The organism is Vibrio sp. VP6 (assembly GCF_028823755.1).
Taxonomy (GTDB): Bacteria; Pseudomonadota; Gammaproteobacteria; order Enterobacterales; family Vibrionaceae; genus Vibrio; species Vibrio parahaemolyticus.
This window is the reverse complement of the sequence record NZ_JAPEID010000010.1, coordinates 118,332-143,057: the sequence shown is the minus strand read 5'-3', so window position 1 is coordinate 143,057 and position 24,726 is coordinate 118,332. Positions and strand designations below refer to the sequence as shown.

The 24,726-nt window shown below is 44.5% G+C and carries 24 protein-coding genes, 1 tRNA gene and 1 pseudogene; 1 reads left to right on the top strand and 25 read right to left on the bottom strand.

Annotation, left to right across the window (positions count from 1 at the left end):
• Nucleotides 1-10: 10 nt before the first annotated feature.
• The 4 genes from OU793_RS09215 to OU793_RS09200 form a co-directional block, all read right to left on the bottom strand.
• Nucleotides 11-760: a DUF6538 domain-containing protein gene (locus OU793_RS09215; RefSeq protein WP_025796160.1), complete on the bottom strand. Its 750-nt coding sequence runs from the start codon at nt 758-760 to the stop codon at nt 11-13.
• Nucleotides 761-853: 93 nt separating this feature from the next.
• Nucleotides 854-941: transfer RNA gene (locus OU793_RS09210), tRNA-Ser, on the bottom strand.
• Between the two features lie 144 nt (nt 942-1,085).
• Nucleotides 1,086-1,535 (bottom strand): L-alanine exporter AlaE, encoded by a 450-nt coding sequence (locus tag OU793_RS09205; protein ID WP_005459815.1) that lies wholly within the window; start codon nt 1,533-1,535, stop codon nt 1,086-1,088.
• Nucleotides 1,536-1,991: 456 nt separating this feature from the next.
• Nucleotides 1,992-4,412: a hybrid sensor histidine kinase/response regulator gene (locus OU793_RS09200; protein WP_140103910.1), complete on the bottom strand. Its 2,421-nt coding sequence runs from the start codon at nt 4,410-4,412 to the stop codon at nt 1,992-1,994.
• A 53-nt stretch (nt 4,413-4,465) separates the two neighbouring features.
• Here OU793_RS09200 and OU793_RS09195 point away from each other — a divergent pair, with 53 nt between their 5' ends.
• A complete protein-coding gene (locus tag OU793_RS09195) occupies nt 4,466-5,077 on the top strand; it encodes a YecA family protein (RefSeq protein ID WP_005495811.1) in 612 nt (203 codons plus the stop codon).
• Between the two features lie 72 nt (nt 5,078-5,149).
• Here the strand turns inward: OU793_RS09195 and OU793_RS09190 are convergent.
• From OU793_RS09190 to aspS, 21 genes and pseudogenes are all read right to left on the bottom strand, one after another.
• Nucleotides 5,150-6,306, bottom strand: a pseudogene (locus tag OU793_RS09190) (glutathionylspermidine synthase family protein).
• Nucleotides 6,307-6,308: 2 nt separating this feature from the next.
• Complete coding sequence (locus OU793_RS09185) at nt 6,309-6,878, bottom strand: DUF1190 domain-containing protein (protein ID WP_005483629.1); 570 nt, start codon at nt 6,876-6,878, stop codon at nt 6,309-6,311.
• An 8-nt stretch (nt 6,879-6,886) separates the two neighbouring features.
• Nucleotides 6,887-7,303: a DUF350 domain-containing protein gene (locus OU793_RS09180; protein WP_005459831.1), complete on the bottom strand. Its 417-nt coding sequence runs from the start codon at nt 7,301-7,303 to the stop codon at nt 6,887-6,889.
• Nucleotides 7,303-8,346 carry an ion channel gene (locus OU793_RS09175; protein WP_140103912.1) on the bottom strand — a complete coding sequence of 348 codons (1,044 nt, stop codon included), beginning with the start codon at nt 8,344-8,346 and terminating at the stop codon, nt 7,303-7,305. The genes OU793_RS09180 and OU793_RS09175 overlap by 1 nt, the downstream gene beginning before the upstream one ends.
• A 118-nt stretch (nt 8,347-8,464) precedes the next feature.
• Nucleotides 8,465-9,526, bottom strand: a complete 1,062-nt coding sequence (gene nadA / locus OU793_RS09170; RefSeq protein ID WP_015296494.1) for a quinolinate synthase NadA — start codon at nt 9,524-9,526, stop codon at nt 8,465-8,467.
• A gap of 211 nt (nt 9,527-9,737) precedes the next feature.
• Nucleotides 9,738-10,493, bottom strand: coding sequence for a tol-pal system protein YbgF (gene ybgF, locus OU793_RS09165; protein ID WP_005495819.1), 756 nt, complete (start codon nt 10,491-10,493; stop codon nt 9,738-9,740).
• 15 nt (nt 10,494-10,508) lie between these two features.
• Nucleotides 10,509-11,033 (bottom strand): peptidoglycan-associated lipoprotein Pal, encoded by a 525-nt coding sequence (gene pal / locus OU793_RS09160; protein WP_005459802.1) that lies wholly within the window; start codon nt 11,031-11,033, stop codon nt 10,509-10,511.
• 30 nt (nt 11,034-11,063) lie between these two features.
• The gene (tolB, locus tag OU793_RS09155; RefSeq protein ID WP_005459807.1) at nt 11,064-12,416 is read right to left on the bottom strand and encodes a Tol-Pal system beta propeller repeat protein TolB; all 1,353 of its coding nucleotides are present in this window, start codon (nt 12,414-12,416) and stop codon (nt 11,064-11,066) included.
• A gap of 10 nt (nt 12,417-12,426) precedes the next feature.
• Nucleotides 12,427-13,497, bottom strand: a complete 1,071-nt coding sequence (tolA, locus tag OU793_RS09150) for a cell envelope integrity protein TolA (protein WP_140103913.1) — start codon at nt 13,495-13,497, stop codon at nt 12,427-12,429.
• A 12-nt stretch (nt 13,498-13,509) separates the two neighbouring features.
• A complete protein-coding gene (locus tag OU793_RS09145) occupies nt 13,510-13,953 on the bottom strand; it encodes an ExbD/TolR family protein (RefSeq protein ID WP_005459813.1) in 444 nt (147 codons plus the stop codon).
• 5 nt (nt 13,954-13,958) lie between these two features.
• Nucleotides 13,959-14,657, bottom strand: coding sequence for a protein TolQ (gene tolQ, locus OU793_RS09140; RefSeq protein ID WP_005485405.1), 699 nt, complete (start codon nt 14,655-14,657; stop codon nt 13,959-13,961).
• Entirely contained in the window at nt 14,647-15,066 is a 420-nt protein-coding gene (gene ybgC / locus OU793_RS09135; RefSeq protein WP_005483618.1) for a tol-pal system-associated acyl-CoA thioesterase, read from the bottom strand. The genes tolQ and ybgC overlap by 11 nt, the downstream gene beginning before the upstream one ends.
• 172 nt (nt 15,067-15,238) lie before the next feature.
• Complete coding sequence (gene ybgE / locus OU793_RS09130; protein ID WP_140103914.1) at nt 15,239-15,541, bottom strand: cyd operon protein YbgE; 303 nt, start codon at nt 15,539-15,541, stop codon at nt 15,239-15,241.
• A complete protein-coding gene (gene cydX, locus OU793_RS09125) occupies nt 15,534-15,641 on the bottom strand; it encodes a cytochrome bd-I oxidase subunit CydX (RefSeq protein ID WP_000270284.1) in 108 nt (35 codons plus the stop codon). Before cydX ends, ybgE begins: the two co-directional genes overlap by 8 nt.
• Nucleotides 15,642-15,653: 12 nt before the next feature.
• Nucleotides 15,654-16,790 (bottom strand): cytochrome d ubiquinol oxidase subunit II, encoded by a 1,137-nt coding sequence (cydB, locus tag OU793_RS09120; protein ID WP_005483614.1) that lies wholly within the window; start codon nt 16,788-16,790, stop codon nt 15,654-15,656.
• Between the two features lie 17 nt (nt 16,791-16,807).
• Nucleotides 16,808-18,394: a cytochrome ubiquinol oxidase subunit I gene (gene cydA, locus OU793_RS09115; protein ID WP_005457265.1), complete on the bottom strand. Its 1,587-nt coding sequence runs from the start codon at nt 18,392-18,394 to the stop codon at nt 16,808-16,810.
• A 460-nt stretch (nt 18,395-18,854) separates the two neighbouring features.
• Nucleotides 18,855-19,859 (bottom strand): Holliday junction branch migration DNA helicase RuvB, encoded by a 1,005-nt coding sequence (gene ruvB / locus OU793_RS09110; protein WP_005457270.1) that lies wholly within the window; start codon nt 19,857-19,859, stop codon nt 18,855-18,857.
• A 21-nt stretch (nt 19,860-19,880) separates the two neighbouring features.
• Entirely contained in the window at nt 19,881-20,495 is a 615-nt protein-coding gene (ruvA, locus tag OU793_RS09105; protein WP_140054729.1) for a Holliday junction branch migration protein RuvA, read from the bottom strand.
• A gap of 78 nt (nt 20,496-20,573) precedes the next feature.
• Entirely contained in the window at nt 20,574-22,025 is a 1,452-nt protein-coding gene (locus OU793_RS09100) for a methyl-accepting chemotaxis protein (RefSeq protein ID WP_159404155.1), read from the bottom strand.
• A gap of 121 nt (nt 22,026-22,146) precedes the next feature.
• A complete protein-coding gene (gene ruvC, locus OU793_RS09095; RefSeq protein WP_005457261.1) occupies nt 22,147-22,668 on the bottom strand; it encodes a crossover junction endodeoxyribonuclease RuvC in 522 nt (173 codons plus the stop codon).
• A 110-nt stretch (nt 22,669-22,778) separates the two neighbouring features.
• A complete protein-coding gene (gene aspS, locus OU793_RS09090) occupies nt 22,779-24,557 on the bottom strand; it encodes an aspartate--tRNA ligase (RefSeq protein WP_140103847.1) in 1,779 nt (592 codons plus the stop codon).
• Nucleotides 24,558-24,726 lie beyond the last annotated feature (169 nt).

Below are 24,726 nucleotides of genomic sequence, written 5' to 3'. Positions count from 1 at the left end.
ACACCTCTAATCAGGTGGCCAAATTCACTATGCCACTACAGTGATACCTCTTAAACACATTAGATATGGAGTATTGAGATGCCTTTTGGCGTTTAGGCTGACGTTTATTAGCTGAAGGGTTAACTGATAGAGGTTTGTCTGCGATAGGATTAGATATTGCTTCGTAGCCATAGTCACGGTTGTAACGTGCTCTACACAGCGCTTCGATGCGATGAATGTAGTGATAGAAAGCTACTGCTAATTGACGGAAAGACTCACTGTGAGAAGAGACAACTAAACCTTCTCTATCTAGTTGAGCAACAATAAACTCTTTTAGTTCATCTGCTAGCTCTTGAAGCTGTTCAGGGGTAGCAGTATCAACCTCACTACCATATAAAGACAAAGTATCAGACAAGCCAAATTCATGGACTGAACCTTCCGCATCTACATCCCTTTTTAGGAAAAGATCGTAGTTACCAGAGGTATCAACTTCATTCTTTACGTGTTCATACCAACGCTCTGCGATGATGGCACAGTCTCTAACATTGAGTACGACATTGGATGAATTAGATAGTTTTAACTGAGCAACGGCGATCTGCTTCTGTGCATCGGATAGACACTCAGTAAATCGTGGTTTAGCTTCAGAAAGATTTTTAGTTTGAAGAGATTTCTTGAAGACTGTCTTACCGATTATAGGAACCAGCTTTTTTGGGACAGCCATTCTAAAGTAGTAAACACCAGTTTGAGGATGCTTATAAGGACTTGCCATGATGTTCGACATTGTACCTACTCTTTGTACCAGTAGGCAGCTTACATTAAAACACCAAACCCTTGTATTATAAGAAGTTCTTACACTACAAGGGCTTATAGAATGTGGCGGTGAGTGAGAGATTCGAACTCTCGATACGTTGCCGTATACACACTTTCCAGGCGTGCTCCTTCAGCCACTCGGACAACTCACCGAATCAAATTGTGGTTAGCATTCTTGGCTAACGAGGCGCTAATTTAATGATTATGAGCCTCATGGTCAAGGCTAAACCGTAAAAAAAGCCTTCTTTTACACTCGTTTGCTCACTAAGTAACTAAATTGAACAAAACAGTGTCAATCAAACGCCTTGATGATAACCCGGAACGCGGAACCAACGACGGCACATATCCAAAAAGTAGCCGTATAACACGCCCATTCCACAAGAAACCACAGCGTTGCTCGCAACTGCCGTAACAATTTGATCATACGATGCACCAACGGCTAAAAGAATGCCGGCGTACACAGGTGATTGGAAAAGCACATACGATACAAGATCAGACACATTTTTCATGAAAGAGGAAGGTGAAAGTTTGTTACCTTGGCGCAAAACCCAATCACGGAACATGCCATAAGGCCAAGCAATCGCGATATTTACTGGTATAGACAACGTGCGTGATGCCAGAGACTGCTCAAACGTCATTCCTGAAATCAAAATCTCGATAATCATCCCTGTAATAAAGCAAAAAACAACCATAGCAAAAGTATCCGCTGCGGCATGACGAATACAAAATGGTCCACGAGACTTCATTTACAACCCCTAAAATCAAACACTGCAATTAATAAAGAACTAAATATGATTAACTGCCACACAACTTAATTACCAGTTAATGACACTATTAAATCACAACATTTGTAGATTATGGCTCCATATTTAAAATGAAGTTGTAAATTAATAACCAACTTTAGAAACAAAAGTAGTTTTTTTCACCGTTTTAGCGAAAAAACAGGATTTTACGGGTAAAAAAGGCACAAAAATATGGAAATGACTTACTTTTAAGAGGGTTGAAAATGAGTAGATGGTATAGAATTGGAACAAAATTTGGTTTTATTACACCAATTGCAAACGCTTATGCTACCTAGATGTAAAAACTTAGAGTATAAATGACGGCACAAAGCACTACCGATATGGTAAAAATACGCTGAAGTTCAGGAAGAGCCAAAAGAGCGGCGAAGAAAACAAATGGACTGCTTTTTTATCTGTAAATTACGGCGTAGCAAGTAACATAGTTAATGTGTCTATATCTTCCTGATCGGGTAGAGATTGACGCAGTAGATCGCGTTTAATCCTAGTGATTACCTCCGACAATACCTCATCTGTATTAGGTTGAAGGCTATCCATTATAGCAAGCAGCGCATCAAGCGCGTCTCCGAGATTGCCATTATCTAGAGCGACATAAAAGCTAATCAGCAAAGAATCGGTTCCCAACACTTCTAATGCTTGTTGATTTTGCTTGGTTTGATATTGATACAGCAAATCGGCATGTCGGTACAAAGCATCATCCAGTTCGGACTCCACTATTGGTTTAGCAATGATATGGTCAGCGCCTACGCCTAACATGCGCTCTTGGGTCTCTTTGAACACATCCGCAGTACAACCAAATATCAGTACCGACTTCGCAGCGCTGCTCATGGAGCGAATTGCTGAGATTGCCCCAACTCCATCAAGGACAGGCATATGGTTGTCCATCAATATTAAATCGAACGGCTCTACAGCTATTTTATTTACGGCTAGCTGTCCATTTTCAACACTTGAGCATTCAAAGCCCTTTGCTCTTAAGAAGGTTTCCATAATGATGGCGTTGGTTCGATTGTCCTCTACTATCAAGGCCTTCAAACCATTGCAATTGAGCTTGTGCCTATGTCCTGATTCCACTTTCCCCGGTTCGCAAGGAGAGATCTCAACTTCAACCGTGAATGTAGTGCCGATATTTTCTTGGCTTTGCACAGTCACATGACCGCCCATGTGCTCGGCGATCTCTTTGACAATTGCAAGACCAAGGCCAGTCCCGCCGAAGCGTCTTGTGGTTGATGATTCTGCTTGCTCAAATGGGCGGAATATACGTTTTTGCGCCTCTTTAGATATCCCTATTCCCGTGTCTTTTATCGCGATAACCAACACCGTTTTGTCATAGTGAGTTTGCTCACTCAGCGTCACTTCAACAATGCCTCTATCAGTAAACTTCACGGCGTTATTGAGTAAATTAAACAACACTTGACGAAGGCGCGCTTTGTCGTTGTCATACCAGCGTCCCACAGGAACTAACGACGTCACCTTAAACTGCAATCCTTTCTCTGCACACAAGGTATGATAAACGCTTTTTATACTGCCAATGATCGATTCTATGGGGAATGGCGAGTTCGAAAACTCTACATGTCCCTGCTCTATCTTGGAGTAATCAAGAATCTCGTTCAGTAGCGTCATCATGTGATCACCAGAATCGTATAATGTACTGAGGTGTTTTCTTTGTTCGTCCGTTAACGGCGTTTTGAGCAGGATTTGAGCGGTGCCGAGTACCCCATTCATCGGCGTACGGATTTCATGCGACAAAGTGGCAAGAAAAGCAGTTTTGGCATTTGTCGACGCTTGGGCTTTTACTCTCTCTTGTTCGAGGTAAATGGTCTTCTCGTTGAATTTGGTAATGAGATGGCCGATTTCGTCCTCACTTCCGTAATCGATATCAATGATCCCGCCAGTTTTGGAATCATCAATTTTTGTAGCGATTCGTACGATAGGTTCGACAATGTATCGGTTAAGTAAATAGTACCCAACGAGAACGCATAGCAATAAGAATGGGATGATGCCGCCTTCAACACTCATGACTTGCTCGAACACTTGATCTGCCACTTTCGCCTTAGCATTGACAACTTCTAGCTTCCAATGAAATTCACCAAAATCGAGTTTACTAATGTACATTTGTTTGGTGATTTGAAAGTTGTGTTCGATGATGACATTCGAGTTAGCATCTCGAATGACCACACCCAAAGAGTATTGGTTGGTGTGCTCACGAATGAACTGGAATAAGGCCTCCAAAGAAAGGTCGACCGTCGCAACGCCTGCAAACTCTCCATTTCTATAATACGGCGCAGAGGCGGTAATCATTTGAACTTGAGTGAAAGTATCAATATACACCGCAGACCAACTCACCGTGCCTGACGATTGTTCAGCGGCTGCGCGATACCACGGCTCATTGTCATAACCGCCAGATTCTGGATTGTTGTATGAATGAATCTGATCGATGTTCCCCTCACTGTTCTTGTTAAAGAACAAACTGGTAAACCGCCATCGTTCTTCTTTGAGTTCTGGTTTGGGCCACAATCCACCACTGACGATGATCTCGTCGCTTAATCTTAAAATCTGAGGAATGGTCGATTTAAGGGAATCGCTTTGGTTTGAGCTTTGCGCAAGCCCAACTAAGCTATTCAGCACGCCCGTGGATGTGATGAGCGGCTCTTTTATCTGGGAAGCAAGCAGTTGGGTACGTAAATCGAGATTTCTTTCTAGTTTGTCACGGACAGGTGGCTCAACCACCAAGTACACCACCGACCCTATCGTAGCGATAAAAAAACACAGGTACAGTGTGAGAGCGAGAATGCTTTTTTTTCTAAGTGACGAACGAATTTCCATATCTGTAGACGAATCATTCCCTAATATCGATTTATCACTGATTGATTGGTAAGATGAGCGCAACCAATCAGCCCATTAACAAATGGTATTCTATTTTGAAACTACAAGACATGCTTTCTCTTCCAGAACTTGATGGAAAACTACTAAACCTAGCGAAAACTCAAGGCTTTGTAACCGCGATGGCATCAGCGCCAAACGTGTTGAACCCTCAGGAGTGGCTGCCATTCTTATGGGGCGGCGAAGAGACAGCACCTTTCTCAGATGGTGAACAACTAGAACTGTACATTGATGAAATTGTACAAATGTGGAACCAAACTCGACCAGCTTTGCTAGAAGGTTCTTGGCAATGGCCTGAAGGTTGTACTCTCGATGAGCAAGACATTGTCTCAGCAAGCACTCGTGATTTCTGTGAAGGTGTACTTCAAGGTTGGCAACTGACACGTGATGATTGGGAAACGTTAATGCCAGAAGACAGCGAAGACAGTGCCCTATTGGGTGGTGTGCTGCTCTCTCTTACTATGTTGTACGATCCAGAAACCACCATTGCAACGCTTGCAGAGCAAGGCATGGAAGGCTTAGAGCAATTTGAAGAGATCTTCAATGCTGTACCTGTGATGCTATGTGGTCTTACTCAACGCGGTGTTGCGTTGGCTGAAGAGCAATAAAATAACGTAATCGTTGATCATTGAAATTGAACATCTGATATGAAAAAGCTCTCCGAATGGAGAGCTTTTTCATTACGTCAAAATCACATGTGGAATGTAGCGCGCCATATCTTGTGTCACTAGGCTACTATCTTCACGAATCGAAATACCCGCCGCTCTATCATTGACGAGCCAACTACCGATTAACGTATGGTTCTGCCCAAACTTAGGCAACGGATGATATTTCTGAACGATATTGAACTTCGATTCATAAGGCCCCGGCGTTTCCTTCCATCTTTGACGATCTCAATATTCGCCCCCTCCCGTGAGAATAACGGTTTGATGACATAATCGTTCAAACAACTCGCTTTTGGGTCATTAGCAAAATAGGCAGGCAAAAGATTGGGATGATTTGGAAAGCGTTCCCACAACAATGGCAAAAGTGCTTTATTGGATAAAATCGATTTCCACATGGGTTCTAGCCAGTTGACATTTGCAGTCGCTAAGTATTTCGCGTATTCCTCTTCAAACATGAATTCCCAAGGATAAAGTTTGAACATCCAACGAATGGCTCGTTCGTCCACATCCACAAATTTTCCGTCTTCCGTTAAACCAATATCTTCGACATGCACAAAAGCTGTCGCTAGCCCCGCCTCGCGCGCGCAATCTTCTAAATACTGGACAGTCGCTTTATCTTCTTCTGTGTACTTGCAACAGCTAAAGTGGAGAGTTTGTCCCGGTTGATATTTGGCTATCTCCGCAAAACGCTCAATTAGAAAGTCTTGAAGAATATTGAATTGATCCGCAGCTTGATGAATTCGACCTTTGTTAACTACATCTTCCAGCCACACCCATTGCCAAAAACCCGTTTCAAACAAACTTGTCGGTGTATCGGCATTGTTTTCGAGTAGCTTTGCTGGTGATGTTCCGTTATACGCAAAATCCAAACGAGAATAGAGTGAAGGCTCTTTTCGTTGCCACGAAGACGCGACCTGTTCCCACATCAACTCAGGAATCGCACATTTCGTCAGTAGTTGCTCACAGCGAACCACCTCATCCACAATAGACAAGCACATCTGATGCAGTTCTTCAGTGGGAGATTCTAGGTCGTGCTCGATTTGCTCCAGCGTAAATTGGTAGTAAGCACTCTCATCCCAATACGGTTGCCCATACATAGAATGAAAACCAAAACCAAACTGGCGTGCTAATTCACGCCAGTTTTCTCGTTCTTGTATCTCTCGTCGAAACATAATCAACCGCCACGACTGACCGAAACCGCTTTCCCGAATCCACCTCGAGACATGGCTCTTCCAATGGTTCCGCCCCCACGTTTGTTTAAGTTACTGGTCGCGACTTTGGTCGACTGGTTACGATAGGAGCCAAAAAACTGGCCTGCACCGTTATAAAATTTGGACTTATAGCGGTACATCGGTTCCGAATAATAACTCTTGTTGTAACCTTTCAAATCATTAACTGAACGACTATAGAAAAAGCCGCCAAAATGAGGGACATAAGCACGAGAGCTTGAGCTGTAGTAACAATCGTCTTCGTAAAAGTCGTTTTCACATTCGAATTCATTGTTATAACGAGGAGCATTTCGTTCAGCACGAGCCAATGCCTCTTGGTAAGCAATATCACACTGCTCACTAAACTCTGGCGAGTTGGATTTACATTCATCGGCGTCAGAAAAAATGTAGCCTTCAGTCTTTGATTCTTGGGTCGCAAGGAAGAAAATTCCGCCAAATGCCGCGAACGGTATGATTTTTCCAAGCTTTAAGCTTTTATCCATGGAAGAACGTTTAACGTTGGAACTGCGCTTCATCGTTCCTCCTAGTACGTCATACAAGCAGCATTCAACATGCCGACCGATATAGAAACCGCCGCAAGTACAATGCCTGCAGGCAGCTCATCTTTTTCGATACGCTCAGTAACTCTTGGCAGCAAAATGAAACGCACGATGGCAAATGCGATGATTTGCGCAAGCATGGCAACAACGCCCCAAACCATAAAGTCGACAATGTTGACTGAGTTTTTTGCCGCACCCGAAATCGCAATACAATAACCCAGAAAAGCGCCACTCAACGCCACTGCGGCTGCGGTATTTTGCTTTTCCTTGATCAGATGCCATTCATCATAAGGCGTAAGCTTGACGTAGATGAACTTAAACGCCAAAACAAAAATAATGGATACTGAGAAGTAGAGTAAAAAGTTTGGAAAACCTGCTAACAGGCCGGCAATCATGTGCATTATTGTTCCTTGTTCATTTCTTTCCATGCAAAATCATCAATACGTTCATCTGCAATGTAAAACAGCTTGGTACCCGGTGGCACTTCCGCATCTAAATCTGGGTTGAGTTGGATACCGTTGCCGATATCAAACGCAATCAATGTCGCGTGGTGACGCTTTTTGATAAAGCCAAAGATGCTCTCAATGGTGGTGATAGGTTGATTCTCAGGATAAATGACTGAGTACTGTGTCATCCCACGGGTGGATGCCAGTAATTCTTGGTGCAAGGCACTAGAGCCAGGGTCTACTGCCGCTTTCGCCAACATTTCTGCTCCTACGGCAGGAATGCACTCTGCTTTAGGGCAATGCTGACTGAGCAATCGACCTAAGGCGTCGTCTTTAAAATAAGCCAGCAAGTGTGCGTCAGGATTCTCAGAGGCACAATAAAGCGCAGCGGAGAGCGTAATGTCATCCGAAAGATTATCAACAATGATACAACTCGCATCAGTAATGTTGGCGTTCTTCATTTCCTGTGCGTCGGTATAACTGGTCACTTTGATAAAATGAATTTCACCCGGCAATGGGTTTTCAATATCAGAGCGACTACACAACACGATAGGGCGCTTGCCTTCTTCTTCGTGTTGCAACATACGAATCAAGTGCATTGTTCTCGACCCGTTCCACCCAAGCAATACGATATGATTTTCCACTCTCACTCTCCGTTTACCCAAAATACCCGCTCGCCAATAATCGATTGCAGAACCAGCTACACGCCCCAATAACGCAGCAAACAAACTCAAGCCACCGGGAATAACAAACAACACAACAACCCACTTCCCTAAGTCTGTGACCGGAGAGTGATCTCCATAGCCCACCGTACTAGCGGTAACCATGAGGTAATAAATGAAGTTGGAGAAGTTGTCCGTTAGCGCTTTTTCACCCGCAAGAGCCAAAAACCCCCACGATAAACTGATGTACAAAATGCTAATAACAAGAAGGTTTCGGTTGCTCAATTTAAATAGGTGCGAACTAAGCCACTTTTTAACTACTAGCCACACAGCCATAAATATCCGATCCCTGCATTTACAAAATCAATCAATATTAAACCATTGATAATCAAAAACAAAAAAACCAGCCATATTCGGCTGGTTTTTTGGGATTTATCTTAATAAATAGAAGTGATTACGCATTACCTTTCACTTGCATATTTAGCTGCTCGGCAAAGTCTAGCATGCGGTTCAGTGGAATAAGAGACTTCACTCGTAGCGCTTCATCTACGAAGATTTCGTGCTCTTCTCCGCCTTCACTAAGCGCTTTTTCAATCGCTTTCAAGCCGTTCATTGCCATCCAAGGACAGTGTGCACAGCTGCGACAAGTCGCGCCAGCACCAGCCGTAGGCGCTTCGATCAGTTCTTTTTCTGGCACCAGTTGTTGCATCTTAAAGAAGATGCCTTTATCCGTTGCCACGATCATTTGTTGGTGAGGGAGTTCTTTCGCCGCCTTGATAAGCTGACTTGTAGAGCCGACAGCATCAGCCAATTCCACCACACTTGCTGGTGACTCTGGATGAACAAGAATCGCAGCATCTGGGTAAACACTCTTCATCTTACGAAGTGCATCAGCAGAAAATTCATCATGGACTACACACTCACCTTGCCAAAGCAACATATCTGCGCCCGTTTTATTGGCAATGTATGAGCCCAAATGACGGTCTGGTCCCCAAATAATTGGCTTATCTTCAGCGTCTAAATGTTCCACGATTTCAAGCGCGATGCTTGATGTGACCACCCAGTCAGCACGAGCTTTCACTGCCGCAGAAGTGTTTGCGTAGACAACAACCGTATGATCTGGGTGTGCATCACAGAATTCACTGAATTTATCCGCCGGACAACCTAGATCAAGTGAACATTCCGCTTCCAGCGTTGGCATTAGAATTCGTTTTTCTGGTGTCAGAATTTTAGCCGACTCACCCATAAAACGTACGCCTGCAATAATCAGTGTGCTTGCTTGGTGGCGGTTACCAAACTTAGCCATTTCTAGTGAATCACCAACAAAACCACCTGTTTCTTCCGCTAGTGCTTGAATTTCAGGATCGGTGTAGTAATGCGCGATCAGTACTGCGTCTTTTTGTTTTAGCAGCTCTTTGATGCTCGCGATATAAGACGATTTTTCTTCTTCGCTTAACGGAATTGGTTTTGGTGGGAATGGGTAAACAGTGTCGATTTTATCTAATATGTGGCTCATTGCTCTTGCTCTACGCAACTTCCTTTAATCCGCGTATTGTAACCTCGTTAATTTTCAAAAACCAACCTGTAACTAGAATTTCTAGCGGTCTAGACGTATATCTTTGTTACATGTGGCATTTTCTTATGTGCGGCAATTTTGTAAAAAATTTAAAAAACAGAAGGCATCTAAAAAGAAAAAGGAAGCTAAAGCTTCCTTTTTAGAATGGTGTTTATTTCAGCTTTGAGCCAGCCAGTTTAGCCGACGCACTACCTGGGTATTCATCGACAACTTGTTGGTAGTATTTTTTCGCTTGAGCGGCATTGTTATTACGCTCTGCGATTTCACCTAACTTAAGCAAGGCGTCAGCTCGTTTGTTAGAGTCTTTATAAGACACTACCGCAGCAAAGCTTTTCACCGCGTCTTTATCCTGTTTCTTAGCGAAGTACAATTGGCCTAACCAATAGTGTGAATTCGCTGAGTATGTGGAATCAGGATAGTCTTTCTGGAACTGCTGGAACGCAGCAATTGCGCCGGTGTAGTCACGCTTTTTAAGGATTAAGTCAACCGCATTTTGGTATGCCGTTTGCTCATCAACATTTGGCGTGTATTTACCACTAGTTTCTGTTGGTTTGGTTTCTTTTACCGGTGCCGACTTCATCTCACCGCGAATACGGTCAAGCTCGACAAACAACTCACGTTGACGCTGCAACATTTGCTGCATTTCATAGCTATTTCGCTCTAATTGACCACGCAAATCACTGATCTCTTGTGACATTTGGTCAATCTGCTCTTGCATTTGGAGCTGAACACGGTTGCGATTTTGTAGTAGACGCTCTAATCGCTCGACTTCCGTTTCAGATGAACGGCTCTTAGAGGCTGAGGATGTGCTGTTGAGATCGGATACTGGAGCTGGTGCAGCGAACGCGAAGTTCGCTGCACTTGCCAGTAACGTAAGCGCAACAGCGCGCTTAGTGTTACTGAACATGAGGATTTCCTCGAATTAGTATACTAGAACCGCGCGACGGTTTTTAGCGTACACTTCATCTGATTGACCTAGAAGAAGTGGCTTCTCTTCACCGTAGCTAACGATTGAGATTTGATCTGCTTGTACACCTAGCGCTTGTAGGTAGTTAGCAACTGCTTGAGCACGACGCTCGCCTAGAGCGATGTTGTACTCAGGAGTACCGCGCTCATCAGCGTGGCCTTCAATCGTTACTTTTAGAGCAGGGTTCTTGCTTAGGTAAGAAGCGTGAGCTGCTAGCATCTCTTCGTAATCACCTGCAATTGTAGAGTTGTCAAACGCGAAGTAAATTGTTTGAGTTTCGCGAAGTGCTTGCTCTTTTAGCTCTTGTTCAGTTAGCTGACCGCTTTGATCGATCGGCGTCGCTACTGTTGTTTCTGCTGCAGCATTGTTGTTAGTTGCTGCGCCAGTGTTAGAAGCTGCGTCGTCGCTTGAACTACACGCAGTCATAGCCATTACAGGAAGCGCGATTAGTAGCCCTTTTAGAACCTTGTTCAGTTGCATCTTATTTTCCTTTATTAATCAAACTTATTACTACAAAAACGGTGACCACGCAGGCGCTCTCACACGCCCATTTGTTGCCGGTAATCTAGCTTTAAATCGACCATCAATTGACACCATCGATAGTACGTTTTTCTTGTTGTAAATCGAGCTATACACAACCATGCCACCGTTAGGGGCAATACTCGGAGACTCGTCTAATAGAGTCTTAGTTAAGACTTGAAGAGCACCAGTTTCCAAATCTTGTTTCGCCAAATTAAAACCTGAATCACTGCGATTCACCATTACTAGGAATCGGCCATCAGGTGTGATTTGACCACCCAAGTTTTGGCTACCTTGCCAAGTCAAGCGATCGATAGAACCGCTGCCCAAATTTACTTGATAAATCTGTGGTTTACCACCCCTATCCGATGTGAAAATCAGCGATTTGCCATCAGGGTGCCAGAACGGTTCAGTATTATTTGATCTGCTACGCGTAATTTGGGTGAGTTTGCGAGTTTTCAGATCAAAAGTGTACACCTGTAGAGTGCCCGTCTTAGACAGTACAAGCGCTAACTTGTTACCATCAGGAGAGAATCTTGGCGCACCATTATGGCGAGGGTATGACGTAATTTTTTCACGTTCACCGGTGTAGATGTTCATGATGAAAATTTCTGCTTGGCCATTTTGGAAGCTTACATACGCAAGTTTCTGCCCATCTGGAGACCATGCAGGAGACATCAGAGGCTGCTTAGAACGCAATACTAATCGCTCATTGTAACCATCGTAATCAGCAACACGAAGCTGGTACGGGAAACGGTCTTTGTCGTTTACAACCACGTAGGCAATACGAGTCATAAATGCGCCACGTTCACCAGTCAGTTGTTCATACACAAGGTCGGAAATACGGTGAGCGTACTCACGCATACGAGGGCCTTTTACCGTAGCCACTTTGTTGAACAACACATGGTCTTTAGATAAAACAAGCTCGCCGTCACTCCCTAGAGCTTTGCTCTGCCCACCAGTTAACTGACCGCGTACCACATCAACAAGCTGGTAATTTACAACGTAATCGCCTTGCTCATTTTGCTTGATAGAGCCAGTTAACAGCGCATCTACACCAAGGCTTGTCCACGAATCAAAGTTAACTTCTGATTCATTGAATGGCGTTTGTGGCATTTTATTAGTTGGTACTGGGCTGAACTTACCACTGCGCTGTAGATCAGACGCAATGACAGCAGAAATGTCGGTAGGAAGTGGTTGACTGCCCTCCCATTTAAAGGGAACAACAGCAATTGGTCGTGCCGAATCAATACCATCAGTAATGACCAGCTCCAATGCAGCGTGCGCTACATTCGTTAGACTGCCTAGCAGTACAAACATTCCTAGTAAAAGACGTTTAATCACGGCTTATCCCTTATTGTTGTAGTGCGACCGTAAGGTTAATATCCTTCAGCCTTTGGTTAACTGTTGAATCGGTTGACATCGGGAAACTTGGTACTTGTGCAATTGCACTCTTTGCAGCACCACACACTCTAGAGTCACCAGAAAGCACGTTAACTGACGAAACAATCATGTCAGTTCCCGTAGGAATCAGCTTAATGTTAACTCTACACTCCTTTCCCAATAGGTAGTCATCCTTTAGCAATCGGCTTTGAATGAGCTGAATATAGATTGAACTGTAGCGGGAAACCTCATCAGCCACAAATTTCCCCTGAGCCTGTTGGTTTGCACTCGCTTCACTTTCTAGGCCAGCAAAAATATCATCCAGTGCAGCTTCTTGCTCTTTGCGCTCACGTTCTAAACGCTTAAGGCGCTCTTTTTCTTTACGCGCTTTTTCCGCAGCTTCTTTTGCCGCTTTTTCTTTCGCAATGCGTTCTTGTTCAGCTTTTTGAGCCGCCTCGCGTTCACGTTTTGCCTTTTCTTCCGCCTCTTTTGCCGCCTTCTCGCGAGCTACTCGCTCTTGTTCCGCTTTAGCAATCGCCGCTTCTTTGGCTAAACGTTCCTGCTCTGCTTTACGTACAGCTTCTTCTTTCGCTTTACGCTCTTTCTCAAGTTTAGCTGTACGCTCTTTTTCTTGGCGAACACGTTCTTCTTCTGCTTTGCGTTCCTGCTCTTTTTGCTTGCGAGCCGCTTCAGCTTCTCTGGCCGCTTTTGCATCTTTCGCTTGCTGTTCTTTCAACTTACGAATTTGTTCTTCTTCAGCCTTACGGTTTTTCTCAAGCTGCTCCGCCTCGCGTCTTAATTTATCAAGACGATCTTGCTCTTTTTTGGCCGCTTTTTCACGCTGCTGACGAATTTCTTTCGCTTGTTGTTGTACCAGTTTAGGGTCTATCACGACAGCCTGAACCATCTGTCCAGTTGGCTCAGGTTTGGTCATCGCAAAATCAGTACCCCAGAGCAATGCTGCTACCAAGAGAGCATGCAGACCTACCGATATGACTATCGGTTTAGTGTACTCTTTCGATTGTTTCTTTTTGTCTTTCATGAATATTGACGTTTATTCCCTAATATCGGTCATTAGACCCACTTTTGGGATACCAGCTCGACTTAACTCATCCAGTAGCATCACAACGTCAGCGTATGGCGTTGCCGCATCACCGCCGACCGCAACAGGCGAATCAGGCTTGATGCTTCGCTCAGCTTTGACTCGTACAATCACATCTTGTAAAGACAGACCGCGTTGCACTTCTTCATCATTAACACTCAGACCTAAGTTCCCATCACGATCAATTTCAATGATGATAAAGCTGCTATCGGTGTTCCCGGCTATTTTTTCCATCGACTCAGCGGTAGACGTTTTTGGCAGCTCGACATCCACACCTTGGGTAACAAAGGGCGCGGTCGCCATAAAAATGATCAACAGCACAAGCATTACGTCGATGTAAGGGACAACGTTGATCTCTGCCGTCATTTTTCGCTTTTTAGGTTGATAACCCGCCATGCTTTTTATTCCTTATCCGCGCTATCTCGGCCAGCCATCGCTTGACGATGAAGGATGCTGTGGAATTCTTCTGAGAATGTCGCGTAAGTATGTTCCAGCTTACTTACTTTGTTGCTTAGTCGGTTATATGCCATTACCGCAGGAATTGCTGCGAATAGACCCATAGCAGTCGCGATCAACGCTTCTGCGATACCTGGGGCAACCATAGAAAGCGTTGCTTGTTTCACTTCACCCAGTGCAATAAACGCATGCATGATGCCCCAAACAGTACCAAACAAACCAATGTATGGGCTGATTGAACCGACAGTTGCTAAGAAAGGTAGGCTTGTTTCAAGCTCATCAACTTCACGCGCAACAGCAACACGCATCGCGCGACCTGTGCCTTCCATAATGTAAGCTGGTGAGTTCGCATTGCTCTTACGTAAACGAGCAAATTCTGTGAAACCTGCGTAGAAGATTTCTTCTGTACCTGCGATCTCGTCTTTGCGCCCTTTCACTTTTTGGTAAAGTTGGGAAAGGTCTGTACCTGACCAGAATTTGTCTTCAAATTGCTCTGCATTTTTTGATGCTTGGGAAAGCACTTTGCTGCGCTTGATGATCATTGCCCATGACGCGATTGACATGCCTAGCAATGTCAGCATCACAAGTTTTACCAACAGACTGGCCTGAAGAAAGAGATCTAAAATGGAAATATCAGCAGTCACTATTTGTTAGCTCCGAATTGATAAATGTTGGAATAGCTATTGGTTTCATTTTCTTATTATCGATACATGCTACCTTAACAAAGGCCTTGCACAATATCTTGCCTTGATCATTGACCAACTCTTGACAGAATTGCAAAGACGCACGTTTTATTTCTGACACTCGGGTTAATACTGTCAACTGTTCGTCCAGTCTCGCCCCTTGTTTAAAATCGATATCCATGTGTCGGACAACAAAGCCAATATTTTGTTCCAGTAACACATGTTGAGAAATGCCTTTTGCACGCAACATCTCAGTACGCGCGCGCTCAAAGAATTTTAAATAGTTTGAATGATATACAACGCCGCCCGCATCGGTGTCTTCATAGTACACGGTGATCGGCCAGCGGAAGGGATTTGATGTGCCTTGCAAGGGAGTACCAATATATTCAATTCTTTAAAGTGGTTACTATAACTGAAGCAACAGCAATTGGTACTGAACGGAAGGAATATTTTTGATTTTTGTAGAAAAAATAAAAGCCAGACAAACTGCCCGGCTTTTACTCGATGATTTAATAACCAATTTTATTGCAATGTAATTCAATTTACATGAAATAAAGCGCAGTTAGATAAATTAAGATAGCTAACGAGAAGTAAGGGCTAAACAACAATTGCCAGTACCAACTTCTCGGTTTGAAGCCTACGCCGAACACCATACTTGAGCACAATGCCCAAATCAGTGCCGGGGCGATCACTGCGTTAAAGCCACCAATCGCTTGATGGTACGCTTCTGGATCCCACATCACCAATCCTACGTGCATAAAGCCAAGGATGAGGGATAAGACTCTTAACAGAGTCTTATCCATTGGTTCGTGAAACTTCGCTACCTTGTCAGCGAGATTACTCACTGTCTTTGTCCATCATTTCTGAGTGCTCTAACCAAAGAGCGTTGATGATACCGAATGCACAAGCAAGTAGTACACCTAGAATCCATGCGAAATACCACATAGTAATTGCTCCTTAGTATAGTGAGTTTTTGTTGTCTTCAATGTACTGATCATCAAGGCGACCAAACATCTTGTAGTAAGTCCAAGACGTGTAACCAAGGATGATTGGAACCATAACAAACGCTACGCCTGTCATCAGGTTCAGAGTCAACTCAGATGATGTTGCATCCCACATGGTTAGACTGTGGCTTGGCATTAGATCTGAAGGCATGATGAATGGGAACATCGCAAAACCTGCAGTAAAGATAACGCCAGCAACACCTAGGCTTGAAGTGATGAACGAAATCGCACACTTTTCAAGACGAGATGACAATACAGCAAGCAGCGGCATTGCAACACCTAGTACAGGAGCAGCCCATAGTAGTGGGTAGTTTTCAAAGTTCTTCATCCACGCACCAGCTTCACGGATTACCTCTTTGTTTAGAGGGTTAGAAGCTGCGTTTGTGTCGATGCCACCAACAATCACGTAACCGTCAATGTTTTGAACCCAGAAACCTGCAGCAACAAACGCAACCACTGTTAGTAGACCCGTGATTTGAGCAACGTTGCGAGCACGTGTGTGAACTTCACCCGTTGTTTTCATTTGTAGCCAAGTAGAACCTTGCATCAAAATCATGAACAAGCTAACCAGACCACAAAGCAGAGCAAATGGGTTTAGCAGACCAAAGAATGAGCCATGGTATGTTGGCATCAAAAACTCGCTCAATTGGAATGGAACACCTTGTAGAAGGTTACCAAACGCCACACCAAAGATGATTGGCGGAACAAAACCACTGATTGAGATACAGATATCCCAAGTATTACGCCATTTTGGCTCTTCGATCTTAGAGCGGTAATCTAGGCCCAGAGGACGAAGCCAAAGTGCAGCTAGCGTCAGGATCATTGCTAAGTAGAAGCCTGAGAATGACGTTGCGTAAACCAAAGGCCAAGCGGCGAACAATGCACCACCAGCAGTGATAAGCCAAACTTGGTTACCATCCCAGTGAGGGGCAATTGAGTTAATCATGACACGACGTTGTGTGTCGTTTTTACCGATAATAGGTACAAGCGCGCCTACACCCATATCGAAACCGTCTGTTACTGCAAAACCAACTAGTAGAACACCGATTAGTACCCACCAGATGAGTCGCAAGATTTCGTAATCAAACATCTTGTTATCTCCTTACCTTACGCTTCTACTTGGCGGCTAACTTTGTCTTCAACAGAGTCAGCGTTTTGCTCAAAGTGGTAGCGGCCAGTTTTCAGACTGCTTGGACCTTTACGAGCGAATTTCAACATTAGGTAAACTTCTGCAATCAGGAATACCGTGTATAGCGCCAAGATTGCGAATAGTGACGTCCAGATTTCACCTGCAGTCAATGCTGAAGCCGCAACGTGCACAGGAAGAATTTCACCAACAGCCCATGGCTGACGACCGTACTCAGCGACGAACCAACCCGCTTCAATCGCAATCCACGGAAGTGGAATACTCAATAGTGCAGCTTTAAGAATCCATTGTTTTTGTTCGATTTTTTGACGACATGTTTGGATAAATGCCGCACCGAATACGAACAACATGATGAAGCCACAAGCAACCATGATACGGAATGACCAGAATAGTGGCCATACTGTTGGGATTGAATCATCCGCAGCAGCTTGGATTTGCTCTTCTGTCGCATCCACAACATTGTCTGTGTAGCGTTTTAGAAGTAGACCGTAACCTAGGTCACCTTTCACTTCATCAAACGCAGTCATGTTTTCTTCTGACTTGTCACCAGCACGAAGTTTCTCAAGAAGTTCGTAAGCGTACATACCGCCACGAATACGCTCAACGTGCTCATCACGAAGGTCGCGAAGACCTGTCACTTGCTCATCAAAAGAGCGTGTCGCGATGATACCCATTACGTAAGGGATCTTGATTGCGTAATCGGTGTGCATGGTTTCTTGGTTAGGAACACCAAACAACGTAAACGCTGCTGGAGCTGGTTCTGTGTGCCATTCTGCTTCAATTGCAGCAAGCTTCACTTTTTGAACTTCACCAAGCTCGTAACCAGATTCGTCACCAAGAACGATGGTTGATAGGATCGCAGCAATACCGAAAGATGCAGCGATAGCAAATGAACGACGAGCAAACGCAATATCACGACCTTTTAATAGGTAGTATGAACTGATGCCTAGAATAAACATTGCGCCACAAGTGTAACCAGAAGCAACCGTATGCACGAACTTAACCTGAGCTACTGGGTTTAGTACAACTTCAGAGAAGCTTACCATTTCCATACGCATGGTTTCGAAGTTGAAGTCCGCGCCTACTGGGTTTTGCATCCAGCCGTTTGCGATAAGAATCCAAAGAGCAGAGAAGTTAGAGCCCAGCGCCACAAGCCAAGTAACAGCTAAGTGTTGGCGTTTAGATAGACGATCCCACCCGAAGAAGAATAGACCAACAAAAGTTGACTCCAGGAAGAAAGCGACAAGTGCTTCGATCGCCAGCGGCGCACCAAAGATGTCACCTACATAGTGGGAGTAGTACGACCAGTTAGTACCAAACTGGAATTCCATGGTAAGGCCGGTAGCCACACCAAGTGCAAAGTTAATACCGAACAGCTTACCCCAGAACTTGGTCATGTCCTTGTAGATTTGCTTGTTCGTCATTACGTACATCGATTCCATAATGGCCAAAAGGAAGGCCATACCAAGGGTCAATGGTACGAATAGGAAGTGATACATCGCTGTTAGTGCAAACTGCAACCGCGATAGATCAACTACGTCAATCATGGTAACTCCTATGTGTCGGCTGAATGACACTCTCTACATATTGCAATCCATATCCAGGTGTTATTCACACTTGAAAATTGTTGAATTATCACAACTCTTTGTTGCAAAAATGTGCTTCATTGGTTAGTTAATTGTTAAGCATCAGCTAATATAGCTGGGGCTAATATTACTTGTAAAAACAGATTGTTTCAAAAGGTTTATAGCCGGAATGCGCTTTGATATACATCAATGTTTATGCGCTGAATTTGCACAAAAATCCATCACATTGATCCAGATCAACCCGTATTAGAAGCGTATGTTAAGAGAGAGTAATCAGGAGAGAAATTAACCAGTTGCATGCAAACATCGAGTTAACAATCAGTGCTTTTTTCTTACCTAATTAGTATTAGAAGAAATTCAATAAATGAGAGGTTGGTCACTTATGGTGAAAGGCTGAGCATTTTTGCTCAGCCTTAGAATCTTATTTTTCAATTCCGAAATGAAGATATGCACGATCTGTGGCGATTCTTCCTCGGGGAGTGCGTTGTAAATAGCCTTGCTGAATCAAATATGGTTCTAGCACATCTTCAATGGTGTCTTTTTCTTCACCAATAGCGGCAGCCATATTGTCGAGTCCAACTGGACCACCACCAAATTTCTCCATGATAGCGAGAAGAAGCTTGCGGTCCATGTAATCGAAGCCCTGAGCATCCACATCCAACATATTAAGCGCTTTGTCAGCAACATCGGCACAAATATGTCCGTTGCCCTTCACTTCTGCATAGTCACGGACACGGCGCAATAGACGGTTTGCAATACGAGGCGTACCACGAGCTCGTCGAGCAACTTCTAACGCGCCTTCTGGCTCCATCGACAACCCTAGACAATCTGCACTGCGTTGAACAATGTTCTGTAGATCTTGCACTTTGTAGTACTCAAGACGCTGAGTAATACCAAAACGGTCACGCAGCGGAGAAGTCAAAGACCCCGCACGCGTCGTTGCACCAATCAATGTGAATGGTGGCAAATCAATTTTGATAGAACGTGCGGCCGGGCCTTCACCAATCATGATGTCCAATTGGTAATCTTCCATTGCCGGATACAGCACCTCTTCGACCATAGGGCTAAGACGATGGATCTCATCAATGAAAAGCACGTCGTTTTCCTCAAGGTTGGTCAACAACGCGGCCAAATCGCCTGCTTTTTCGAGAACAGGTCCAGAAGTAGTACGGATGTTCACTTCCATCTCGTTAGCAACAATGTTTGCCAACGTCGTTTTACCCAAACCTGGAGGGCCAAAAATAAGTAGGTGGTCCAACGCCTCACTACGCAATTGTGCCGCTTTGATGAAAATCTCCATCTGATCACGGACATGATCCTGACCTTGGTAATCCGCCAACTTTTTAGGGCGAATAGCACGGTCAATAACATCTTCATCACGAAACGCTGGATTTTCAGGAGCGATTAAACGATCGGCTTCAATCATACTGTTACCTTGAACTTTCCGTTACACCATTGATTTTAGTGCTTCACGGATCAGCTGCTCGCTGCTCATGTCCGGTTTAGCAATTTGAGAAACTACTTTCGACGCTTGAGTTGGTTTGTAGCCTAGAGCAAGAAGTGCGCTGACCGCCTCTTCTTCTGCACTATTTGACGAAGCGGCAGCCGAGTCAGTAGGAGCGGCATCAGTAAACGGCGTGAATAAGTCACCAGCCCCCCAACCTTTTAAGCGGTCTTTCATTTCAACGACCAAACGCTCGGCGGTTTTCTTACCAACACCAGGTAACTTCACAAGCGTAGAAACTTCTTCACGCTCTACACAAGACACGAACTGGCTCGCTGTCATGCCTGAAAGAATACCTAAGCCAAGTTTAGGGCCAACGCCGTTTGCTTTGATCACTTCACGGAATAGCGCACGCTCTTTTACTGTATTAAAACCGTAAAGCAATTGCGCGTCTTCACGCACAACAAAATGAGTATAAATAATCGCTTCTTCGCCGATATTTGGCAGTTCGTAGAAACAGCTCATTGGCATCTGAACTTCATAGCCAATGCCGTTAACTTCAATTAAAACTTCAGGTGGTTGCTTTTCAAGCAAAATGCCGCGAAGACGTCCAATCACTATAAATACTCTTTGGAAATGAATTTGCGACAGGATAATAAAGAACTGGATAGACATCCAGTCCTTTATGCTGTGGGGTTAGATTTTTGAGACAACTTGATCAAGTTGTTGTGTGAGCGTCCGGACAGCAACAACTTGACCGCTGAGCTCTTTGCCATATTGAGCCACAATCTCGGCAATGGATTTTGTATTCACTACACCATTTGCCACTTCGCTACTCGCTTCATCAAGTTCTTTTAGCGCTATCATTTGCGTTGCCATAACGCTTGATAAACTTTGTACGTCATGAGATATCGTCGTCACTTGCTGAATAATAGTGTTCATCCTCTCCGTGCTTGACGTCACCACGTCTTGACCATGCTTCACTTCTTGCTCACTACGATCAAGTAAGTGTCGAATCTCAATAGCGGACTGGCTGCTCTTCGCAGATAGCTCTCGTACTTGCTCGGCAACCACAGCAAAACCTCTGCCCTGCTCTCCTGCTCGCGCCGCTTCGATTGCCGCATTTAAAGCCAGCAAGTTGGTTTGCTCTGCGACAGAGGTAATCAAGTCTGCCACTTTCATGATTTCTTCATGGCTAGTAATGATCTGGCTGATGGCTTGAGTAGAATCTTCTAGCAGTTCAGAGCTTTTCTCTGCTTGTTGATGAACGTCTTCACTCTTCTCGCGCAGCTCTTCCACAAACTTGCTCGACTCTTCAATCCCTGTGGCCATGTGATGTACTTGTTGGCTCATTTGCTCTGCCGCACTTGCTTGAGATTCACTATTCACGTTGAGTGCATTGACTTGCTCATCCAACTGCGACGATTGCTCATCAAGCGCTTGCGAAACAGATTTCAGCTCTATCGAATTTAAATTAGCTTGTTCCAATACTTCAGCCAGATGCAGTTCGCCTTCTGTTGCTTTTTTGGCGACTTGCTCACTCTCGACTTTTGCTGCTTCGGCATTTTCAATCGCATCATCACGTTGCTTAGCAGTAAATGCCTGAGCGATACAAATCACCACCAGCGGCAATACGGTACCAGACCAAATTTCTAATCTCTGAGAAGCTTCCGATAATACCAGTTGAGGAAACTCAAAACCCGAAACATGCTGATGTGTCATTAAGGCGGAAATGGCAATCACCACGCAACTCCAAGCAATAGCGATAAGACGAGTGCCAGATAAGAAGAAAGCGACAACCAACAAAGGCACCCAATAAGTTTGAGTTGAATCAACCACACCACCACTTTGATAAATGATATTGAGTGCATGCACCGACATCCCGACAAAACCAAGGTTAAGTGATAACGCAGGTTGCTTAAACCATTTGAGACTAGAAGCGGAAAGAAGCTCAAGAGTAATCAGAATGACAGAAGTTAAGATCAAGCTTTCGTGTCCATGCTTGAACCACTTAATTAAGCTATAAATTCCGACCAGAAAAGCGATGAAGGTAAATAAAGAAAGGATGTCAGCTTGACGTTGTTGCGTTCTCGTCCATTGAGGTTGGCGCGGCATAAATACACTGCGCCACAGCGTGGCTGGATTCATGTTCAATCTTCCTTGATTGATTTCTTATTAGACATCCGACCACTATAGTTTTGTAACATTTTCACAACAAATTTATTCCTTAAATCTGTCTGAGGTGTCTCATTTTTAGTACAGTGAGAGTCTAGCGATAACGCCCTTTTCTCGCACTGCTTGCTTTGCCTGCGAGCGCAACCAAGGTCTTGTTCGTATTGGCATGACAAATTGCCACACCGAGTGCATCCGCGGCATCGGCTTGAGGCTTCGCAGGTAATTTTAACATGTGCTGCACCATGTGCTGAACTTGCACTTTGTCTGCACCACCAGTCCCCACTACAGCTTGCTTAATTAGACGTGCAGCATACTCATACACAGGAAGATCCGCATTCACCGCCGCAACGATCGCACTACCGCGAGCCTGCCCTAGCTTTAGAGCAGAATCGGCATTTTTCGCCATGAACACTTGCTCAATTGCAAATACGTCTGGTTGAAACTGGGTGATGATTTCCGTAACGCCGGCATAGATTTGCTTAAGCCGACCTGGCAATTCTTTTTCTGAGGTACGAATACACCCACTGCCGAGATATTGCAGATGACGGCCTTGCTGGCGAATAACGCCATAACCAGTAATACGAGAACCTGGGTCAATACCCAAAATAATTGACATGAAGCGTCCTAAATAACTCGCTATTTTTATTGGAATCTAAACCCAAGCATTCTTAAGTCGTTTGGATATATCCCATTAAAACAAAACTTTTTTCTTTAATTGTTGTGCGCTTATTCTGCGTCTTTTGCTTTCGCTGCAGTTACCGCAATCGCTAGTTCTTCTAGAGCCGCTGGGTTTGCAATGCTTGGAGCATCTGTTAGCAAACACGCCGCTGCTGTTGTTTTCGGGAACGCGATAACATCACGGATGTTCTCAGTACCACATAGCAGCATGACTAGACGGTCTAGACCGAATGCAAGACCAGCGTGTGGAGGCGTACCGAATTTTAGAGCGTCCAATAGGAAGCCGAATTTCAATTGTTGCTCTTCTGCATCGATACCTAGGATATCGAATACCGCAGCTTGCATTTCTGCGTTGTGGATACGTACAGAACCACCGCCCACTTCGTAGCCGTTTAGCACCATATCGTATGCGTTTGAGTTCGCTACTGCTGGGTTCGCTTTTAGCTCTTCCGCTGTCACACCTAGAGGTGATGTGAATGGGTGGTGCATCGCGTGTAGGTTGCCTTCGTCGTCTTCCTCGAACATTGGGAAGTCAACAACCCATAGCGGAGCCCAAGTGCCTTCTTTCGTTAGCTCTAGGTCTTTACCTAGTTTAAGACGAAGTGCGCCTAGTGCTTCCGCAACGATGTTAGCTTTATCTGCACCAAATAGAATGATGTCGCCAGATTCCGCTTGAGTGCGATCTAGGATACCGTTGATCACGTCTTCGCTTAGGAATTTAGCTACAGGAGATTGGATACCTTCCATGCCCGCAGCGCGGTCGTTAACCTTCATCCATGCTAGACCTTTTGCACCGTAGATACCTACAAATTCTGCATAGCCGTCGATTTGCTTACGAGTTAACTCTGCACCGCCTGGTACACGGATAACTGCAACGCGGCCTTTTTCGTCGTTCGCTGGACCAGAGAATACTTTGAACTCAACGTCTTTTACTAGGTCTGCAACGTCTACTAGCTCTAGTGGGTTACGTAGGTCTGGCTTATCAGAACCGAAACGACGAATCGCTTCGCTAAATGGCATTACTGGGAATTCACCTAGGTCAACGTTCAGTAGCTCTTGCCACATTTCACGAACCATTTTTTCAGTTACTTCACGAACTTGATCAGCCGTCATGAATGACGTTTCGATATCGATCTGAGTGAATTCTGGTTGACGGTCAGCACGCAAGTCTTCATCACGGAAACACTTAACGATTTGGTAGTAACGGTCAAAACCAGACATCATTAGAAGCTGTTTGAATAGCTGTGGAGACTGAGGAAGCGCGTAGAAGCTGCCTTTGTGAACACGGCTAGGTACTAGGTAGTCACGCGCGCCTTCTGGTGTCGCTTTGGTTAGTACTGGTGTTTCGATGTCTAGGAAACCGTTGTCATCTAGGAAACGACGAACAAAGCTAGACGCTTTAGCACGTAGCTTGATACGGTCGCTCATTTCTGGACGACGTAGATCTAGGTAACGGTACTTCAGACGTTGCTCTTCTGAGTTCTTTTGGTTGAAGTCTAGAGGCAGAACGTCACTGCGGTTGATGATTTCAAGACCTTTCGCAAGGATCTCAACTTCACCTGTTGCCATGTCTTTGTTTACTTGGCTTTCTGGACGAACGCGAACTTCACCCGTCAATTTGATACAGAATTCATTACGAAGTGTGTTAGCCACTTCATACGCATCCGCCATATCTGGATCTACAACTACCTGAACGATGCCTTCACGATCTCGCATATCAATGAAAATAAGACCGCCTAAATCACGACGACGGTTAACCCAGCCGCAAAGTTCTACAGTTTGTCCTGCAAGGGACTTGTTCAGGTGACCACAGTAATGGGTACGCATAATGAAATTCCCAATCTCTCAAATATTGTTAACTACGCTCTGTCAGCCTCATTGCCGAGCAGAGTAAAGATTCCGTTATACGCTGAAAGTCTATGAAAATCGACTACTCAACATACAATTAAGTGTGTTTTATCATTCCCTGGCGGTTTTTAGTACAACAAATGTTCAA

What these genes read in the sequence shown, in the direction of transcription:
- OU793_RS09100 (WP_159404155.1), bottom strand. Translation starts at nt 22,025, where the DNA reads ATGAATCCAGCCACGCTGTGGCGCAGTGTATTTATGCCGCGCCAACCT.
- tolA (WP_140103913.1), bottom strand. Translation starts at nt 13,497, where the DNA reads ATGAAAGACAAAAAGAAACAATCGAAAGAGTACACTAAACCGATAGTC.
- OU793_RS09175 (WP_140103912.1), bottom strand. Translation starts at nt 8,346, where the DNA reads ATGGCTGTGTGGCTAGTAGTTAAAAAGTGGCTTAGTTCGCACCTATTT.
- aspS (WP_140103847.1), bottom strand. Translation starts at nt 24,557, where the DNA reads ATGCGTACCCATTACTGTGGTCACCTGAACAAGTCCCTTGCAGGACAA.
- OU793_RS09185 (WP_005483629.1), bottom strand. Translation starts at nt 6,878, where the DNA reads ATGAAGCGCAGTTCCAACGTTAAACGTTCTTCCATGGATAAAAGCTTA.
- pal (WP_005459802.1), bottom strand. Translation starts at nt 11,033, where the DNA reads ATGCAACTGAACAAGGTTCTAAAAGGGCTACTAATCGCGCTTCCTGTA.
- OU793_RS09145 (WP_005459813.1), bottom strand. Translation starts at nt 13,953, where the DNA reads ATGGCGGGTTATCAACCTAAAAAGCGAAAAATGACGGCAGAGATCAAC.
- OU793_RS09195 (WP_005495811.1), top strand. Translation starts at nt 4,466, where the DNA reads ATGAGCGCAACCAATCAGCCCATTAACAAATGGTATTCTATTTTGAAA.
- ybgF (WP_005495819.1), bottom strand. Translation starts at nt 10,493, where the DNA reads ATGTTCAGTAACACTAAGCGCGCTGTTGCGCTTACGTTACTGGCAAGT.
- OU793_RS09200 (WP_140103910.1), bottom strand. Translation starts at nt 4,412, where the DNA reads ATGGAAATTCGTTCGTCACTTAGAAAAAAAAGCATTCTCGCTCTCACA.
- OU793_RS09180 (WP_005459831.1), bottom strand. Translation starts at nt 7,303, where the DNA reads ATGCACATGATTGCCGGCCTGTTAGCAGGTTTTCCAAACTTTTTACTC.
- cydA (WP_005457265.1), bottom strand. Translation starts at nt 18,394, where the DNA reads ATGATTGACGTAGTTGATCTATCGCGGTTGCAGTTTGCACTAACAGCG.
- cydB (WP_005483614.1), bottom strand. Translation starts at nt 16,790, where the DNA reads ATGTTTGATTACGAAATCTTGCGACTCATCTGGTGGGTACTAATCGGT.
- OU793_RS09205 (WP_005459815.1), bottom strand. Translation starts at nt 1,535, where the DNA reads ATGAAGTCTCGTGGACCATTTTGTATTCGTCATGCCGCAGCGGATACT.
- cydX (WP_000270284.1), bottom strand. Translation starts at nt 15,641, where the DNA reads ATGTGGTATTTCGCATGGATTCTAGGTGTACTACTTGCTTGTGCATTC.
- ruvC (WP_005457261.1), bottom strand. Translation starts at nt 22,668, where the DNA reads ATGTCAATTATTTTGGGTATTGACCCAGGTTCTCGTATTACTGGTTAT.
- nadA (WP_015296494.1), bottom strand. Translation starts at nt 9,526, where the DNA reads ATGAGCCACATATTAGATAAAATCGACACTGTTTACCCATTCCCACCA.
- ruvB (WP_005457270.1), bottom strand. Translation starts at nt 19,859, where the DNA reads ATGATTGAAGCCGATCGTTTAATCGCTCCTGAAAATCCAGCGTTTCGT.
- OU793_RS09215 (WP_025796160.1), bottom strand. Translation starts at nt 760, where the DNA reads ATGTCGAACATCATGGCAAGTCCTTATAAGCATCCTCAAACTGGTGTT.